13 protein-coding genes are annotated in these 15,276 nt (G+C 68.9%); 6 read left to right on the forward strand and 7 right to left on the reverse strand.

Going from position 1 to position 15,276, the window contains the following annotated elements; genetic code table 11:
- Positions 1-51 precede the first annotated feature (51 nt).
- Complete coding sequence (locus tag WS91_RS36740; RefSeq protein ID WP_059670109.1) at positions 52-270, forward strand: hypothetical protein; 219 nt, start codon at positions 52-54, stop codon at positions 268-270.
- On the opposite strand, the gene WS91_RS08505 is transcribed toward WS91_RS36740, so the two are convergent.
- Positions 251-1,822: a helix-turn-helix domain-containing protein gene (locus WS91_RS08505; RefSeq protein ID WP_059670110.1), complete on the reverse strand. Its 1,572-nt coding sequence runs from the start codon at positions 1,820-1,822 to the stop codon at positions 251-253. The two genes, WS91_RS36740 and WS91_RS08505, sit on opposite strands and share 20 nt — an antisense overlap.
- Before the next feature lie 475 nt (positions 1,823-2,297).
- Between WS91_RS08505 and WS91_RS08510 the strand changes: the two genes are divergently transcribed.
- Positions 2,298-3,020 carry a response regulator transcription factor gene (locus tag WS91_RS08510; RefSeq protein ID WP_059670111.1) on the forward strand — a complete coding sequence of 241 codons (723 nt, stop codon included), beginning with the start codon at positions 2,298-2,300 and terminating at the stop codon, positions 3,018-3,020.
- On the opposite strand, the gene WS91_RS08515 is transcribed toward WS91_RS08510, so the two are convergent.
- The 5 genes from WS91_RS08515 to WS91_RS08540 all read right to left on the reverse strand — a co-directional run bounded on the left by WS91_RS08515 (position 2,984) and on the right by WS91_RS08540 (position 11,183).
- Positions 2,984-5,218, reverse strand: coding sequence for an ATP-binding protein (locus WS91_RS08515; protein WP_231752003.1), 2,235 nt, complete (start codon positions 5,216-5,218; stop codon positions 2,984-2,986). The two genes, WS91_RS08510 and WS91_RS08515, sit on opposite strands and share 37 nt — an antisense overlap.
- A 961-nt stretch (positions 5,219-6,179) precedes the next feature.
- Positions 6,180-7,421: a multifunctional CCA addition/repair protein gene (locus WS91_RS08525; RefSeq protein ID WP_038748450.1), complete on the reverse strand. Its 1,242-nt coding sequence runs from the start codon at positions 7,419-7,421 to the stop codon at positions 6,180-6,182.
- A complete protein-coding gene (locus WS91_RS08530; protein WP_038748452.1) occupies positions 7,418-8,065 on the reverse strand; it encodes a glutathione S-transferase family protein in 648 nt (215 codons plus the stop codon). Before WS91_RS08530 ends, WS91_RS08525 begins: the two co-directional genes overlap by 4 nt.
- A gap of 64 nt (positions 8,066-8,129) precedes the next feature.
- Positions 8,130-9,089, reverse strand: coding sequence for a complex I NDUFA9 subunit family protein (locus WS91_RS08535; protein ID WP_038748454.1), 960 nt, complete (start codon positions 9,087-9,089; stop codon positions 8,130-8,132).
- 138 nt (positions 9,090-9,227) lie between these two features.
- Positions 9,228-11,183 carry a lytic transglycosylase domain-containing protein gene (locus tag WS91_RS08540; RefSeq protein ID WP_059670114.1) on the reverse strand — a complete coding sequence of 652 codons (1,956 nt, stop codon included), beginning with the start codon at positions 11,181-11,183 and terminating at the stop codon, positions 9,228-9,230.
- 21 nt (positions 11,184-11,204) lie between these two features.
- Here WS91_RS08540 and WS91_RS08545 point away from each other — a divergent pair, with 21 nt between their 5' ends.
- Positions 11,205-11,801: a 5-formyltetrahydrofolate cyclo-ligase gene (locus tag WS91_RS08545; protein ID WP_038748458.1), complete on the forward strand. Its 597-nt coding sequence runs from the start codon at positions 11,205-11,207 to the stop codon at positions 11,799-11,801.
- A 150-nt stretch (positions 11,802-11,951) separates the two neighbouring features.
- Here WS91_RS08545 and WS91_RS08550 read toward each other — a convergent pair whose 3' ends face one another.
- Positions 11,952-12,464: a winged helix DNA-binding protein gene (locus WS91_RS08550; protein WP_038748460.1), complete on the reverse strand. Its 513-nt coding sequence runs from the start codon at positions 12,462-12,464 to the stop codon at positions 11,952-11,954.
- Between the two features lie 149 nt (positions 12,465-12,613).
- Between WS91_RS08550 and pxpB the strand changes: the two genes are divergently transcribed.
- The 3 genes from pxpB (at position 12,614) to pxpA (ending at position 15,175) form a co-directional block, all read left to right on the forward strand.
- Positions 12,614-13,270: a 5-oxoprolinase subunit PxpB gene (gene pxpB, locus WS91_RS08555; protein WP_038748462.1), complete on the forward strand. Its 657-nt coding sequence runs from the start codon at positions 12,614-12,616 to the stop codon at positions 13,268-13,270.
- Positions 13,267-14,346, forward strand: a complete 1,080-nt coding sequence (locus WS91_RS08560) for a biotin-dependent carboxyltransferase family protein (protein ID WP_059670115.1) — start codon at positions 13,267-13,269, stop codon at positions 14,344-14,346. Before pxpB ends, WS91_RS08560 begins: the two co-directional genes overlap by 4 nt.
- A gap of 64 nt (positions 14,347-14,410) precedes the next feature.
- Positions 14,411-15,175: a 5-oxoprolinase subunit PxpA gene (gene pxpA / locus WS91_RS08565; protein ID WP_059578165.1), complete on the forward strand. Its 765-nt coding sequence runs from the start codon at positions 14,411-14,413 to the stop codon at positions 15,173-15,175.
- Positions 15,176-15,276 lie beyond the last annotated feature (101 nt).

Consider the following 15,276-nt stretch of genomic DNA (forward strand, 5'->3'; position numbering starts at 1 on the left):
CGCCTCGCGCGACACATCGATCGACATGCTCGTCGGAAAAGGACCAAGGCCATGCCCTTTTACGCAGGCTTCGACACCGACATCTTCCCCGGCCCACTGCAGCTCGCCTGCCGGTTGCGGCTACCCAGGCGCGATGGCGTGGCAGCACCTGCAAACTGCGTGTTGATGCCCGCAACGATGCAGGTGGACCTGAGCGCGTCGAAGCTGAAAGACCCGTCCGCCCCGTCCGTATCGCGATGGCAGCGGCACGTCACGCAATCGAGCCCCTGAACTCGCGCGGACTCAACCCCACGATGCGCCTGAAGCTCTTTTCGAAGTGGCTCAGGTCGCCGAAGCCGACGCTCAGCGCGACTTCGGTCACGCGCGGACAGTCGTCGCGCATCAGCAATTCCTTCGCCTTCTCGATGCGAATGTGCTGAAGCAGCGGCTTGAACGCGACATTCAGCGTGTGACGGAACAGGTAGCTCAAATGCGACGGGCTCACGTGCGCATGCTGCGCCAGCTGCTCCATCGAAACCGGATTGGCGTAATGTTCGCCGAGATACAGCAGCGCCTTGCGCAGCGCCTTATGCAATCGCGCCAGCTCCGCGCCATTGCGCATCATCGCGCACCGGGCCCAGTGGGCAGGCGTCGCCGAAGCGCGCAATGCGGCGGCGTCCGGCTCCGTCGCGCGCGGCGACATGTCGTCGTCGCGATCCGAAACGCGCGTCGCGCCGGCGCGCTCGCTGCGCGGCTGAGAAATCAGCCACGGCACGTGAAGCGCGACATCCGCGCGGCCGATGGCCGCATCGCCCGTCATGACCGCAAGACGCGCGATCACGCGCTCCAGTTCATACAGATTTTCCGGCCACGCATAGAGCCGGCAAATCTCGAGCAGCGCGTCGCCGCACTTGCGCTTCGCGACGTAGCCATGATGTTCGAGCGCCGCGACGATCAGCGGCGCGATGTCGTCCTGGCGCAGGCGAAGCGGCGGCACCGTCACCGACAGGAAATCGAGCTCGGCCAGCACGGCTTGCGAGAATCGCCCCTCTTCCACGCATCGTCGCAGATCGGAGGTCGTCGACGCGACCACGCGCACCTCGCACTCGTCCGGCACCACCAGCCATTGCCCGAGGCGCGAATGCAGATGCTGGCGCAACTGGTTCTGAAGCCGGGGCGCGAGCTCGTCGATGCCGTTGAAGAACAGGGTGCCGCCCGCCGCCTGTTTGAACCATTGCGCCGGCTCGCCGGCAGGATCGGCGCAATTGACTTCGATGAACGGCCCGTCCCGCCGAGGGCCGCAACAATGCAGCGCCGCCGCCAACGGAGCTTTCTCGGTGCCGAACTCGCCGGTGAGCAACACGGGCAACGTGCTGAACGACGCCTTTTCGACGAAAACCTCGACGCGGTGCAACGGCTCGGACATGCCCACCAGCAGCAAGCTGCGGCTCAAACGCTGCTGGGCCCACCGTTGCACGTCGTAACGCTTGCACAGCAGCGCGCAGCGATGCGCAAAGGCGGCCCCCCACTCGGCGAACGCGTCCGAACGGCCGGCGCCGCCCCGCGCATTCAGCCGCAGCGTGCCGAGTTGCTCGCCCGCATATGTGACCGGGAATCGCGCCGAATGCTCGTCCGGCGCAGTATGTTCGTCGACGTTCGTCTCGTCGAGCCATGCGAGATCGAACAGTTCGCCGTTGCGATTCGACTGCAGGACGCCCACGCCGCGCAGCCACAATGACGCGCTCCCCACGCCCAGTTGCCGAACGAATGCGCGCACCAACGATTCGAGCAGATCGGGGAACGTCCGATAGGGACGATAGACGCCTCGCAAAAGCGATTCCACGTCGATGGCCTCGTTCGCGCGTTGACGACTTCGATCATCCCGGCATCGAGATGCGCATGCCGAACTTCATCGCTTGCCCGACGCGGGCGGGCGCTCCTGCCTGCGTGATGTCGAATCCGGAAACAGTCCGCATCTGGCGTCTCCCTCGCGTGATTCATTGGCGTGTCGCGATGACGGCGCGGCGTAGCCGCGCGCCATCGCGAGTACATGAAGTATGCAAGCCGCGCGCGCCACCGAATGAGACGAGCGAGCCGTTGTCAATCGTTGTTCACATGGGGCGCGGCGTCACGCAGCGACAGAGCCGTGACAGCGGCAAGCTGCCGTGCGGCGGCAGGCGAACGTCGAACATTCGATTGCGCGCTCCGCGTAACATGACGGCGGACAATGTGTCGGCTGACGTCAACGGCGGAATCGGAACCGAATTTTTTCAATCCGCGAATCGATTGCCTGAATTGGTTATCCCGAAGGAGAAACCATGGAAGCTTCGCCGGGCCGCATCCTCGTCGTCGAAGACGACCCCATCACCCGCACGATGCTGGCCCGCTATCTGAGTGACGCGGGCTTCGACCTCCTCACCAGCGACAATGTCGCGCAAGCCCGCGAGGCGCTGCGCGCCGCGCCAGCCGACGTGCTGCTGCTCGACATCAACCTTCCCGACGGCGACGGCATCTCCCTCGCCCGCGAGCTGCGCGAGCACAGCGCCGCGGGCATCATCTTCGTGACGCAACGCGACGGCGACATCGATCGCGTCCTCGGCCTGGAAACCGCCGGCGACGACTACATCACCAAGCCGATCCGACTGCGCGAGCTGCTCGCCCGCGTGCGCGCCCTGCTGCGCCGGCAACGGCTGTATCGCGAGATCGCGCCTGTCGACTCGGTGCTGACGTTCGGCGGCTGGCTGATCGACCTTCGGCGCCGGGAACTCGCGCTGTCGGGCGGCGCCGTGCTGCCCCTCACCCCGCGCGAATTCGATCTGCTGGCCGCGCTCGTGATGGTTCGCGGCGCGACGCTCACGCGCGAGTATCTGCTCGAAGTGGTCAGCAAGCGCGAGCACACGGCGGACTCGCGCAGCGTCGACACCTTGATCGCCCGATTGCGCCGCAAGATGTCCGACGACGCCGGCACGATGCGCTGCCCGATCGGCACGGTAGTCGGGATCGGCTACCGGCTCGATGCCGCGGTGAATCGCGGCAGTTGACGACTGCGCCGCGCACCGCGCGCCTCGCGCGCGATTTTGCGCAATGCGTCGAAGCTGTGTTCGAATTCGATGCCGAGCGCGACCACGAGTGCGGCAAGCTCGGAGGCGTCGTCCCGAGCGGCCGCCCGTTTCACCCGCTCGGCGAGACGCCCGAGTCTCGCGAGCCCCAATGCCGCCGCCGAGCTCGTCAGCCGGTGTGAAAGCGCGTTGATTCGATATGCGTCGCGCTGCGCGACGGCTTCGCCGAGCTCGTTCAGCAAACGTCGCCCCGCATGCCTGAACTGATGCACGAGCCAGCCGAGCGCGGCGGCGCCGAGCGCGTCGGCATGCTCGCTCAGACAAGCGAGATCCACCGCCGCGTCCGTCGGCCAGATCTTGTCCGAAGGTCGAGGCCGCGCGACAGCCGTGCCGCCGACTGTCTCGAGCACCCGGTGCAGCGCATCTCGCCGGATCGGCTTCACCAGCACCGACGTAAAGACATCGGCCGCGCCGGCGCTGTGCACGCCAACGAGATCCGCAGTCAGCACGACGATCGGCATCTCCCGCCGCGCCTGTTCGCGCGCGTCTTGCGCGCGTATGCGACGCGCCGTTTCGATGCCGTCGACGAACGGCATGTGAAGGTCGACGAACACGCCGTCGAAATGCTCGCGAGCGGTTTGCGCGAGCGCGGCCTCCGCGCTGCCCACGGGCATGGCGTCGTGGCCCGCCTGAGTCAGGAGGCCGCCAATCACGATCTGGTTGATCGGATCGTCGTCGACGACGAGAAGCTTCAGCCGCCGCGACGGAGGTGACGCGGGCGTATCCGGCGGCGTCGCCGCGGCCGCCGCGGCCACGGGCACCACGACCTGGAACCGGCTGCCGGCGCCATGCTCGCTCGCCACCGTGATCGCGCCGCCCAACATGCCGACGACGCGCCGGCACACGGCCAACCCGAGGCCCGCGCCGCCGAAGCGGCGTGCAATCGATTCGTCGGCCTGAGCGAAGTCATCGAAAATCCGCGCCAGCATGTTTTCCGGAATGCCGATTCCGGTGTCCTCGACGGCGATCTCCAGTTGCAGCTCGTCCGCCGCGCGGCCACGCATGGCCAACGAAACGCCGACGCGCCCCCGCTCGGTGAACTTGACCGCGTTGCTCAACAGATTCATCAGCACCTGGCGCAGGCGGCCGGCGTCGGCGTGCAGCGCTTGCGGCACGTCACGACTGACGACGACGTCGATGGTTGTCTGCCGGGCCAACGCACGCGCGTGCATCAATTCGGCGACGCCTTGAACCAGTTGCCGAGGATCGAAATCGGTCGAAACCGGCGCCTCGACCACGACGCCCAGCCGCACGTAATCGATCATGCTGTCGAGCAGGCCGATCAGATGTTCGGCGCAATCTCGCGCGATAGTGACCTGACGGTGCTGTATCGCGTCCAGCCGCGAGCCCTCGAGCAGTTGCAGCGAGCCGAGCACGCCGTTCATGGGCACGCGGACCTCATGACTGACTACGGCCAACAATCTCGTCTTGGCTCGGTCGGCGGCTTCGGCCGCGTCCTTGGCGCGCTGCAGCGCCTCGCGTTGATGGGCGTCGCTGCGCACGCGGGCGAATTCCCGTCGGCGCATTCGCTCGACACGCCAGAGCTGTTGCAAACCCGTCGCGAGCGCGAAACCCATCGCGATCGACATCGGACAGAGCAGCGACATCGCCGCGCACCGCCATCGCAGTATCGCGATGAGCCCGACCGCAAAGCACGCGCCGTTGATCGCGCTCGTCACGAAGCGCAGCGGCAGGAAAGTCACGAGCCCGAACAGCACGGTTTGCATGACCAGCAAGTTCGACGGGCTCGCGACACCCTCGGCGATCGCCTGCAGATCGATGACGATCGCCCAAGCCAGCAGCAGGCAATGGAGCGCGGGGGCCTCTATCGGCCGGCGCAACCGCAACAGCAGCCATGCCGACCACACGACCGCGGCGAAGCGCAGCCCGAACTGGATGGCCGACTCGAGCTCGAATCCGGCCTGCCTGATGTCGTTGAGCGCAAAAGAGAGCGCGGCAATGACCGCAACCCATATCGCGGCCCGCGCCTGATATACGGTTTCCGACACGCGGCATCGGCGGAAGGTCTGTTCGGTTTCCGCGTCGACAAATTCAGGAATTACGCCCCTCAGCATGTCGGCAGTCATAGTTGTTCTGATTAAGCAATACCCGTCGGGCATGCGGGTCGGGCTGGCCAGCTGGAATTTTAAGAGCTGAAAGAATCGATGGCAGCATTCGTTTTCGAGATCGAGGAATCATGAGCCGAAAACACGGCGAGAATCGCGGCGCGCCCGCCCTGCCGTGCTCACGAACCCATGACCCCGATCCGGAAAAAACGATGTCGAGACCGAAACGGAAGATTGAAGGCCGGTTCCGTCGATTGCCGGAGCCTGAAAACAGGCGAATAACGAAGCCGTCCGCCCCGGACCGCAATTCGGGAAAGATTTCGTTTGCGCAATGAAGAGGGATATCCGGAATACCGCGGGCGAAACGATACGCGCCTTAATCAAGTCTTTCGGAATGAATCGGCATGATCGATTCTTCATGCGGCCCGATCGTGGCCGCGCGCCGATTCATTGAGCCGCGCTATGCAAGCGGATAACGGATCGGCCAAAGCGAGGCGGGGCGCCGTCAGGCGCAAGGCGACCGTGCGTCGGGGCGCTCTCGCGCGCCAGCAAGCGCGGCGATTCGACGACGCCGGTCCGTATCCGTGAAAAATCGCCCTTCAGGCCGCCGATGGCCTTGCGGATGTCGCGCGCGAAGGATGCGACCTGGATCGCCGTTCCCTGCGCCGCCGGCGCAGCGCGGCGATCGGCCCGCATTTCCCGCCCCACGGGCCGGTGATCGGCGGTCTACGCCGAAATCGGATCGGCCGCCCGCGCGCGGCCTTGGGCGCGCCCGCGCCCGACATGCGTTCAATCGGCGCATCCCGGCGAACTGTCGATCGTCGAATGGATCATGTCGGCCGAGGCTGCCGAAAAGGCGGTTCGACGGTCGACGGGGTCGCTCGAATGATGGTGAGGTTCTGCGAGATTGGGACGCCTCGCTTCGGCGCCGCTCGCGCAAGCAACCTGCAACGCGGCTGAAGGATCGGTGCAAGCGCCCGATCGGCGGGCTCGCCGCCGATGCCGCTCGCCGCATTCATCTCCCTTCCCCGATCGCCTCCGCGACCGCGCGCACGCGCGCCCCGTGCACCGCATCCTTGATCTTCGCGGGCTCGCCCGCGTGAGCCTGCGCGATCGCGCCCGCGTCGACCGAGCGCGCGGCGACGAGCGCCTGCCGCAGCCGCTCGGCCTGCGGATAGGGCGTCGCCTCGAGGCCCAGGCGGCCGCGCGCATCGGCCTCGCTCGCCTGCAGCGCCTCGGCGAAGCGCGCGGGCTTGCGCAGCGCGTCGGCGCGCTCGAGCAACCGCACGAGCGCGGCCGCGCCCATCTCCATCACGCGATGCAGGTTGCCGTGCTCGCGCGCGACGACGAGCGCCAGATCGCGGCACTCGTTCGGCACGCGCAGCCGCTCGCACAGCGGCTTCAGCAGCTCGACGCTGCGCCCCTCGTGGCCGATGTGGCGCGGCAGCACGTCGGCGGGCGTCGTCGCCTTGCCGAGATCGTGCGTGAGCGCCGCGAAGCGCACGGGCAGCGAATAGCCCTGCTTCGCCGCGTGATCGATCACCATCATCACGTGGACGCCGGTATCGACTTCCGGGTGATAGTCGGCGCGCTGCGGCACGCCGAACAGCGCGTCGATCTCGGGCAGGATTCGCGCAAGCGCGCCGCATTCGCGCAGCACCGCGAACATCCGCGCGGGCTTCGCTTCCATCAGCCCGCGCGCGAGCTCCTGCCACACGCGCTCGGGCACGAGCGCGTCGACCTCGCCCGCCTCGGTCATCTCGCGCATCAGCACGGCCGTGCGCGGCGCGACCGAAAAATCGGCGAAGCGCGCAGCGAAGCGCGCGACGCGCAGAATCCGCACCGGGTCCTCGACGAACGCGTCGCCGACGTGCCGGAACACCTTCGCGCGCAAGTCCGCCTGCCCGCCGAACGGATCGACGACCGGCCCGACGAGCGCGCCGCCCGGGCTCACTTCGCGCGCCATCGCGTTGATCGTCAGGTCGCGCCGCGCGAGATCCTGCTCGAGCGTCACGTCGGGCGCGTAATGGAACCGGAAGCCGTGATAGCCGGCCGCCGTCTTGCGCTCGGTGCGCGCGAGCGCGTATTCCTCGTGCGTGTCCGGGTGCAGGAACACCGGAAAATCCTTGCCCACCGGCTTGAAGCCTTGCGCGGCCATCTGCTCGGGCGTCGCGCCGACGACGACGTAGTCGCGGTCGCGCACCGGCAGGCCGAGCAATTCGTCGCGGATCGCGCCGCCCACCGCGTAGACATTCATCGCGACGGCCCGTAGATGTCGATCACACGGGTTTCGCCGCGCGCGCCCTCGATCCATTCGCGCACGGCCGGCAGCTCGGCCACGCGCGCGGCATAAGCGCTCGCTTCGGCCGACAGCGGCGGCTCGTACGTCTTGAAGCGCAGCACGACGGGCGCGTACATCGCATCGACGATCGAAAACTCGCCGAACAGGAACGGGCCGCCCGACGCGGCGAGACAGGTGCGCCACAGCTCGTCGATGCGCGCGACGTCGGCAAGCGCGGCGGGCGTCGCGCCACGCCCCGGGTGCGATTCGCGCACGTTGAGCGGCATGTCGCTGCGCAGCGCGCCGAAACCCGCGTGCATCTCGGCGCACACGCTGCGCGCCTGCGCCCGCGCGGCCGGGTCGCGCGGCCACAGCGCGTATTGCGGGAAGCGCTCGGCGAGCGTTTCGAGGATCGCGAGCGAATCCCAGACCGCGCCGCCGTCGTCGTCGACGAGGCACGGCACCTTGCCGGACGGCGAGTGCGCGCGGATACGCGCCGTCGTGTCGTCGAGGCGCAGCCCGATCATCACTTCGTCGAACGGAATCGCGAAGTGCTTCATCAGCACCCACGGGCGCATCGACCACGACGAGTAGTTCTTGTCTCCGATCACGAGTTTCATGGGGTTCTTCCTGTAGTTGTCGATTGTCCGGCCGACCGGCAGCGGCCGCCATCGTTGCGGATGCTCACCGGCGCGAGCGCCAGCCGGAAAAGCGCGAGCGCAGCGCGGCGTCGCCGATGTAGGTCGGCGCGATGCTTTCGAGGCTCGCGGGCGTGATCCCGAGCTCGGGCGAGATCGGTCCCGTCATCACGCTCGGCACCGACAGCGAAGCGAGATTGTCGCGCGTGATGAGCGGCTCGCCCGGCAGCATCTCGAACACGCAGGCTTGCAGCCGCGCAAGCGCGTCGGGCAGCCGGACGATTCGCGCGTGGCGGCCGACGAGCCGGCCCGCGTAGCGCACGAGCTCCTCGAGCCGATACGTGCGCGGCCCGCCGAGCTCGTAGGTCTTGCCGCGCGTCGCGTCGCGCGCGCATGCGTTCGCGATCGCCTGCGCGACGTCGCCGACGTAGATCGGCTGCATCAGCGCATCGGGCATCGCGAGCGGCACCACCGGAAAGATCCGCTGAAGCCGCGCGAACGTATTGAGGAACGCGTCGCCCGGGCCGAACACGATCGACGGCCGGAACACCGTGACGCCGAGCGCGCCCGCCGCGGCCTGCGCGTGCAGCGCGGCCTCGCCGTCGCCTTTCGAGCGCAGGTACATGCTGGGCGCGCGCGGATCGGCGCCGAGCGCGCTCACGTGGAGCACGCGCGGCACGCGCGCTTCGATGCACGCCGCTGCGAGCGCCGCGGGCAGCGCGACGTGCAGCCGCTCGAAGCCCTCGCCGTACGGCGTGCCGCGCCCGCCGTGCAGCACGCCGACGAGATCGACGGCCGCTCTCGCGCCCGCCACGAAGCGCGCAAGTGCGCGCACGTCGAAGGCGGAAAGCTCGACGATGTCGACGGGCAGCATCGCGAGATGCCGCGCATGCTCGCGGCGGCGCGTCGCGATCCGCACGCGCGCGCCCGCTTCGACGAGCGTGTTGACGAGGCGGCTGCCGATGAAGCCCGTGCCGCCGAGTACGGCGATGGTCTGGCCCTGCATGATCGTGCCCCACCAAAGCGCGCCGCCGCGCGACGCGCGGCGGCGAAACCCACACGAAACCCCGGCTACGCCCGCAAAACGCTTGCGCTTGCGCGACGCTCACGCGCGCCGCATCCGCGCGGCGCGGCGCGGCGCGCGTCACGGCGCGATGAAGCCGAGGCGAGCCTTCAGCGACTGCGGCTTCTTCTCGAAGAGCGCCGCATAGTACGTCTCGTTCGACAGCACGTTCTTCACGTAATCGCGCGTCTCGTTGAACGGGATCGTCTCGGCGAAGATCGCGCCCTCGACCGGCCGCGCGAGCGCCTGCCGCCACTGGGCAGGCCGGCCCGGCCCGGCGTTGTAGCCCGCCGTCGCGAGCACCGCCGAGTTGTCGAACTTCTGATAGATGTCGGACAGATACCAGGTGCCGAGCTGCACGTTCGTGTCGATGTCGTGCATCTGCGCGCGCGTGACCGTGCCGAGGCCGAGCTTCTTCGCGACGAGCTGCGCGGTTGCCGGCATCAGCTGCATCAGGCCGCCCGCGCCCACCGACGAGCGCGCGTTCGTGATGAAGCGCGACTCCTGGCGGATCAGCCCGTACGCCCATTCGATGTCGAGCCCGTTGGTCTGCGCGTAGCGCTCGACGACGTCGCGGTACGGCGACGGATAGCGCAGCGAGAAATCGTGCTCGGCCGTCGTGCGATCGGCCGTGTTGACCGTGCGGTCGAGCAGGTCGACGCGCTTGCCGTACTCGGCCGCCGCGAGCAGTTGCCGATCGGTCATCCCGCGCAGCGACCAGTTCCATTCGCGATTGCCCTCGAGCCGCAGATTGAGCGCGTAGAAGCGCTGCGCGAGCGCGAAGCCCGGCACCTTGCTCATCGCGTCGATCTCGGCGTCCGTCACCTTCGTGCGCGGCGGGATCACCGTCTTCTGGCCGAGCTCCTCGCCCGCGAGCTGGCCGTAGAAGTTGAACTGCCCGGCGATCCGCTCGAATTCCTGGTTCGCCTTCAGCGTGTCGCCCGTCTCCTTCAGCGCGCGGCCGCGCCAGTAAATCCACGTCGTGTCGTCGCGCAGCCGCTCGGGCATCTGGTCGATCGAGCGGCGCACCATCGGCCAGTCGCCCGCGAGCAGCGCCGCGCGCACGCGCCACTCGTACGCGGAATTCGAGAGCGGCGCGTCCATCGATTTGCGATACCACGACGACGCCTGCGGCAAGCGCTTCACCGCCGCCTGATAGCCGATCTCGCCCCAGCCGATCGCCTGCTCGGCGGCCGACAGCGTCGACGCGAGCGACGTGAGCTGGCCCGCCGCCGCCTCCGGATCGTTGCGCGCCATCCGCGTGATCGCGACGAGCGCGAGCTGCCGCGACGCGGCGTCGGCGCCGACGCCGCGCGCGAGGAAGAGCGGCGGCGCGCTCGTCACCTGGTCGAAGGCGGCCGGGCGCGGGCCGAGCGCGTCGGCGATCTTGCCGCCGAGCGTCGTGTAGTTCTGCTCGTACGCGAGGCGCACCTGCGCCCACACGTCGTCGCTCGAGAACTGCTGGTTCGCCGCGAGCGCGGTGATGAGATCGACGCACGCGTCGCCGTAATACTTCGGCTCGACGAGCAGCTCGCGCGCCATGTCCGCGACGTTCTCGCCGCGCGCCGCGCGCGATTCGAGCGAATAGCACTTGACCTGCGTGTCGTCGTCGAGCACGAAGCGCCTGTATTGCTCGTCGAAATTGCGCCAGTCGTGGCGCGCGCCGAGCACGAGCAGGTAATCGTTGCGCATCCGGTCGGCGATCGCCTGGCCGTCGTAGCGCGACAGGAACGACAGCACCGGCGCGTCGGGCGCGTCGAGCCGCGCATGGCCCGACGAATCGAACAGCTGCGGCTTGATCTGGAAGTATTCGAGATACGACGGCGCCGGATAATTCGGGATCGTCGCCGCGAGTTGCGCGGCGCGCACCGGATCGTTCTTGCGCGCGGCTTCGCGCAGCTGGACGAAGGCCTGATCGTCGTTCGACGACGCTTCGTCGGCGGTCTGCGCGGCGCAGGCGGCCGCCCCGACGGCCAGCACGGCGGCGACGAGGGGCGCCGCGACCGCGCGATATACTCGAAAAAGGCTGGTGGACATCGTTGTGAACGGAGCACTCTAGTGAGCGAAAGCATAGCACGCGCCCCGGCGCCGAATCCGAAGCAAACGCTGCGCGAAACGCTTGCGCAGCGCCGCCTCGACGCGAATCGCTCGGCGCTCGCGCACGACGCGCTCGCGCAGCGCGTGCTCGCGATCCTCGCGGACAGCGCGCCGCGCACGGTCGGCTTCTATTGGCCGCTCGCGGGCGAGTTCGACGCGCGCGACGCGATCGCGTCGTGGCTCGCGGGCGATGCGGGCCGGCAGGCCGCGCTGCCGGTGATCGGCCAGCCCCGCACGCCGCTCGAATTCCACGCGTGGACGCCCGATGCGCCGATGCGCGAGGGCCGCCATCGGATTCCCGAGCCCGCGGCGGGCGCGCGGCTCGTGCCGGACCTGCTGCTGATTCCGTGCGTCGGCTTCGATCACGGCTGCTTCCGGCTCGGCTACGGCGGCGGGTATTACGACCGCACGCTCGCCGCGTGGCCCGGCGCCGCGCGGCCCGTGACGGTCGGGCTCGCCTACGACGCGTGCGGGGTGCGCGAGCTGCCGCGCGAAGCGCACGATCTGCCGCTCGACTGGATCGTCACCGAATCGCGGAGTTACCGCTCGGGCGACTGAGGCGGCGACACGGCGGCACGGCGGCACATCGACGCGCCTGACGCGGCCGACGCGGCCGCCAAGCCCGACGCGCAGACATATCGACGCGCCCGACATATCGACGCGCCCGACACGCGGGCGCGCCGCCCGTCGGGCCGCCGCCAAGCCCGCCTAGAGCGAAGCGGCCGCGCGCGCCGCGGTGTCGTACAACCCGGACGCGTGGCGCAACAGTTGCGCGGCGTCGCCGATCTGCTCGTTCGTGAGCCCGCTGTCCTTCAGGGTCTCGATCAGGCAGCGCTCGCGCACGTCGCGATACTTGAGGCAGAGCGCGCGGCCCGCGCCGGTCGCCTCAAAGAACACCTCCTTGCCTGTCTTTTCGCTTTTTACGTACCCTCTAGCTACCAGCTTCTTGAGCGCATACGTCGCGACGTGCGTGTCCTCGATGTTGAGCACGAAGCAAATGTCGGCGAGTTTCTTCTTGCGGTCCCGGTGGCTCACGTGGTGCAGCAGCGACACTTCGACGGCCGTCATGTCCTTCGCCCCCGCAGCAGCCATGCACCGGACCATCCAGCGATTGAACGCGTTTCCCGCCATGATGAGCGCATATTCGAGCTCGGACAGCTCCGCGCTCGTCTCGGAAACGAGATGTTCGGACGATACGATCTTGGTCGGATGACGCTGCATGGCGAATCGGCGAAGGTGGAGCGAAGGTGCGCGAAAGTGTACGCCAAGATCGTCCGCGCGGCGTCCGCCGAAATTTTTCGACGAGAAGTTATCGACATTTTATTGATAATGTATTCTTCACCCGGCCCAACGCCGTTTGCTTGCCATCGATGATCACTCCACGCATCTATCCGCTTGGCGATACCGCCCTCGTCTGCGAGGCGCCCCCTCCCGCGACGCTCGAATGCCAGCGCCGCGTGTGGGCGGTCGCGAGCGCGGCGGCGGGCTGGCCGCACGTCGTCGACGTCGTGCCCGGCATGAACAATCTGACGATCGTGTTCGATCCGCTCGAGACGACGGCCGACGCGCTCGCGCCGCTGATGAAGACCGCGTGGCGCGATGCGGACCAGGTCGCCGAAAGCAGGCGCGAGGTCGAGATCCCCGTCGAGTACGGCGGCGCGTTCGGCCCCGATCTCGACGCGGTCGCGAAGCACACGGGGCTTGCGCGCGACGAAGTCGTGCGGCGCCATTCGGCGGGCACCTACGTCGTGTTCTTCCTCGGCTTCCAGCCGGGCTTCACGTACATGGGCGGCCTCGACGGCTCGCTGCACACGCCGCGGCGCGCCGCGCCCCGGCTCGAAGTGCCGGCCGGCTCGGTCGGCATCGGCGGCGAGCAGACGGGCATCTATCCGGCCGCCGCGCCGGGCGGCTGGCAGCTGATCGGCCGCACGCCGCTCGCGCTCTTCGATCCCGCGCGCACGCCGCCGACGCTGCTGCAGCCGGGCGATCGCGTGCGCTTCACCGTCGCAGGAGTGCATAGCGGATGACTTCACGCCAAGGAACAGGCGGCATCGAAGTGCTGCGCGCCGGCCCGCTCTCGACGATCCAGGATCTCGGCCGCCGCGGCTATCGCCATCTCGGCGTCGCGCAAAGCGGCGCGCTCGATTCGCTCGCGCTCGAAGTCGGCAATCGCCTCGTCGGCAACCGGCCGGACGCCGCCGCGATCGAAATCACGCTCGGCCCCGCGTCGTTCCGCTTTCCGCGCGCCACACGCGTCGCGATCACCGGCACCGAGTTCGGCGCGACGCTCGACGGCGTGCCCGTCTACTCGTGGTGGAGCGTGCCCGTCGCGGCCGGCCAGACGCTCGCGCTGCCCGTCGCGAAGCGCGGGATGCGCGGCTATCTGTGCGTGGCGGGCGGCATCGACGTGCTGCCGATGCTCGGCTCGCGCAGCACCGATCTCGCGTCGCGCTTCGGCGGCCTCGGCGGGCGCATGCTGCGCGACGGCGATCGCCTGCCCGTCGGCATGCCGCCCGCCGGCGCGCCCGCGTGCGTCGCGCCCGACGCGCCCGAGTTCGGCGTGAAGGCGCCCGCGTGGTGTGCGTTCGCGCGCGTCGACGAGCATCCGCGCCGCCACAAGCACACGCACGCCGCATGGGCGATGCCCGTGCGCGTGCTGCCCGGCCCGCAATACGCGGGCTTCGCGCCGGCGGCGCAACAGGCGTTCTGGGACGAGGAATGGGTCGTCACGCCGAACAGCAACCGGATGGGCTACCGGCTCTCGGGCGCGAAGCTCGAACGCGCGGAATCGGGCGACCTGCTCTCGCACGCGGTGCTGCCGGGCACGATCCAGGTGCCGGGCAACGGCCAGCCGATCGTGCTGATGAACGACGCGCAGACGACGGGCGGCTATCCGCGGATCGGCGCGGTGATCCGCGCGGACCTCTGGAAGCTCGCGCAGGCGCGCCTGAACCTGCCGATCCGCTTCGTCCGCGTGACGGCGCCGGCCGCGCGCGGCGCGCTCGCCGCCGAGCGCGCGTACCTGCGGCAGATCGACATCGCGATCGAGATGCGCGAGGAGGCGCTGCAGCGCACGCGCGCCGCGCGCGGGGTGGCCGCATGAGATTCTGGAGGACCGAGGGCCGCGGCGCGGCCGGCCGGTCGCGAACGCTTTAGGCAGAAACATCATGGAAATCGATTTGAACGCCGACCTCGGCGAAGGCTGCGGCTCCGACGAGGCGCTTCTCGACCTCGTCACGTCGGCGAACATCGCGTGCGGCTGGCACGCGGGCGGCGCCCAGGCGATGCGCGACTGCGTGCGCTGGGCGGTGGAAAAAGGCGTGTCGATCGGCGCGCATCCGAGCTTTCACGATCCGGAGAACTTCGGCCGCAAGGAAATGGACTTGCCCGCGGGCGAAATTTACGCGGGCGTGCTGTATCAGCTCGGCGCGCTGTCCGCGATCGCGCAGGCGGAAGGCGGGCGCATCGCGCACGTGAAGCCGCACGGCGCGCTGTACAACCAGGCGGCGCGCGACGCCGAGATCGCCGACGCGGTCGTGTCCGCGATCCACGATTTCGATCCATCGCTCGCGGTGTTCGGCCTCGCGAAGAGCGGCTTCGTCGAAGCCGCGCGGCAAGCCGGGCTCGTCGCCGTCGAGGAAGTGTTCGCCGACCGCGGCTATCGCGCGGACGGCTCGCTCGTGCCGCGCAGCCAGCCGGGCGCGTTCGTCGAAGACGAGGACGAGATGCTCGCGCGCACGCTCGAAATGGTCCGCGGCCATCGCGTGCGCGCGGTCACGGGCGAATGGGTGCCGCTCAACGCGCAGACGGTCTGTCTGCACGGCGACGGTCCGCACGCGCTCGCGTTCGCCAGGCGAATTCGCGCGGCGCTCGAGGCGGCCGGCATCGACATGCACGCGCCAGGCGCGGAGCATGCGGGAGCGCGCGCTTAAGGGCGCTAGGTTCAAAGGCCCGAAGGGTTCGGGGTTCGGGGTTCGGGGTTCGGGGTTCGGGGTTCGGGGTTCGGGGTTCGGGGTTCGGGGTTCGGGGTTCC

It is taken from the genome of Burkholderia sp. MSMB1498 (assembly GCF_001526245.1).
GTDB classification, from domain to species: Bacteria; Pseudomonadota; Gammaproteobacteria; order Burkholderiales; family Burkholderiaceae; genus Burkholderia; species Burkholderia savannae.

Bases quoted from the DNA above. Each gene is read 5' to 3' on its own strand.
- WS91_RS36740 (WP_059670109.1), top strand. From the start codon at position 52: ATGCCCTTTTACGCAGGCTTCGACACCGACATCTTCCCCGGCCCACTG.
- WS91_RS08510 (WP_059670111.1), top strand. From the start codon at position 2,298: ATGGAAGCTTCGCCGGGCCGCATCCTCGTCGTCGAAGACGACCCCATC.
- WS91_RS08515 (WP_231752003.1), bottom strand. From the start codon at position 5,218: ATGCCCGACGGGTATTGCTTAATCAGAACAACTATGACTGCCGACATG.
- WS91_RS08525 (WP_038748450.1), bottom strand. From the start codon at position 7,421: ATGAATGTCTACGCGGTGGGCGGCGCGATCCGCGACGAATTGCTCGGC.
- WS91_RS08530 (WP_038748452.1), bottom strand. From the start codon at position 8,065: ATGAAACTCGTGATCGGAGACAAGAACTACTCGTCGTGGTCGATGCGC.
- WS91_RS08535 (WP_038748454.1), bottom strand. From the start codon at position 9,089: ATGCAGGGCCAGACCATCGCCGTACTCGGCGGCACGGGCTTCATCGGC.
- WS91_RS08540 (WP_059670114.1), bottom strand. From the start codon at position 11,183: ATGTCCACCAGCCTTTTTCGAGTATATCGCGCGGTCGCGGCGCCCCTC.
- WS91_RS08550 (WP_038748460.1), bottom strand. From the start codon at position 12,464: ATGCAGCGTCATCCGACCAAGATCGTATCGTCCGAACATCTCGTTTCC.
- pxpB (WP_038748462.1), top strand. From the start codon at position 12,614: ATGATCACTCCACGCATCTATCCGCTTGGCGATACCGCCCTCGTCTGC.
- WS91_RS08560 (WP_059670115.1), top strand. From the start codon at position 13,267: ATGACTTCACGCCAAGGAACAGGCGGCATCGAAGTGCTGCGCGCCGGC.
- pxpA (WP_059578165.1), top strand. From the start codon at position 14,411: ATGGAAATCGATTTGAACGCCGACCTCGGCGAAGGCTGCGGCTCCGAC.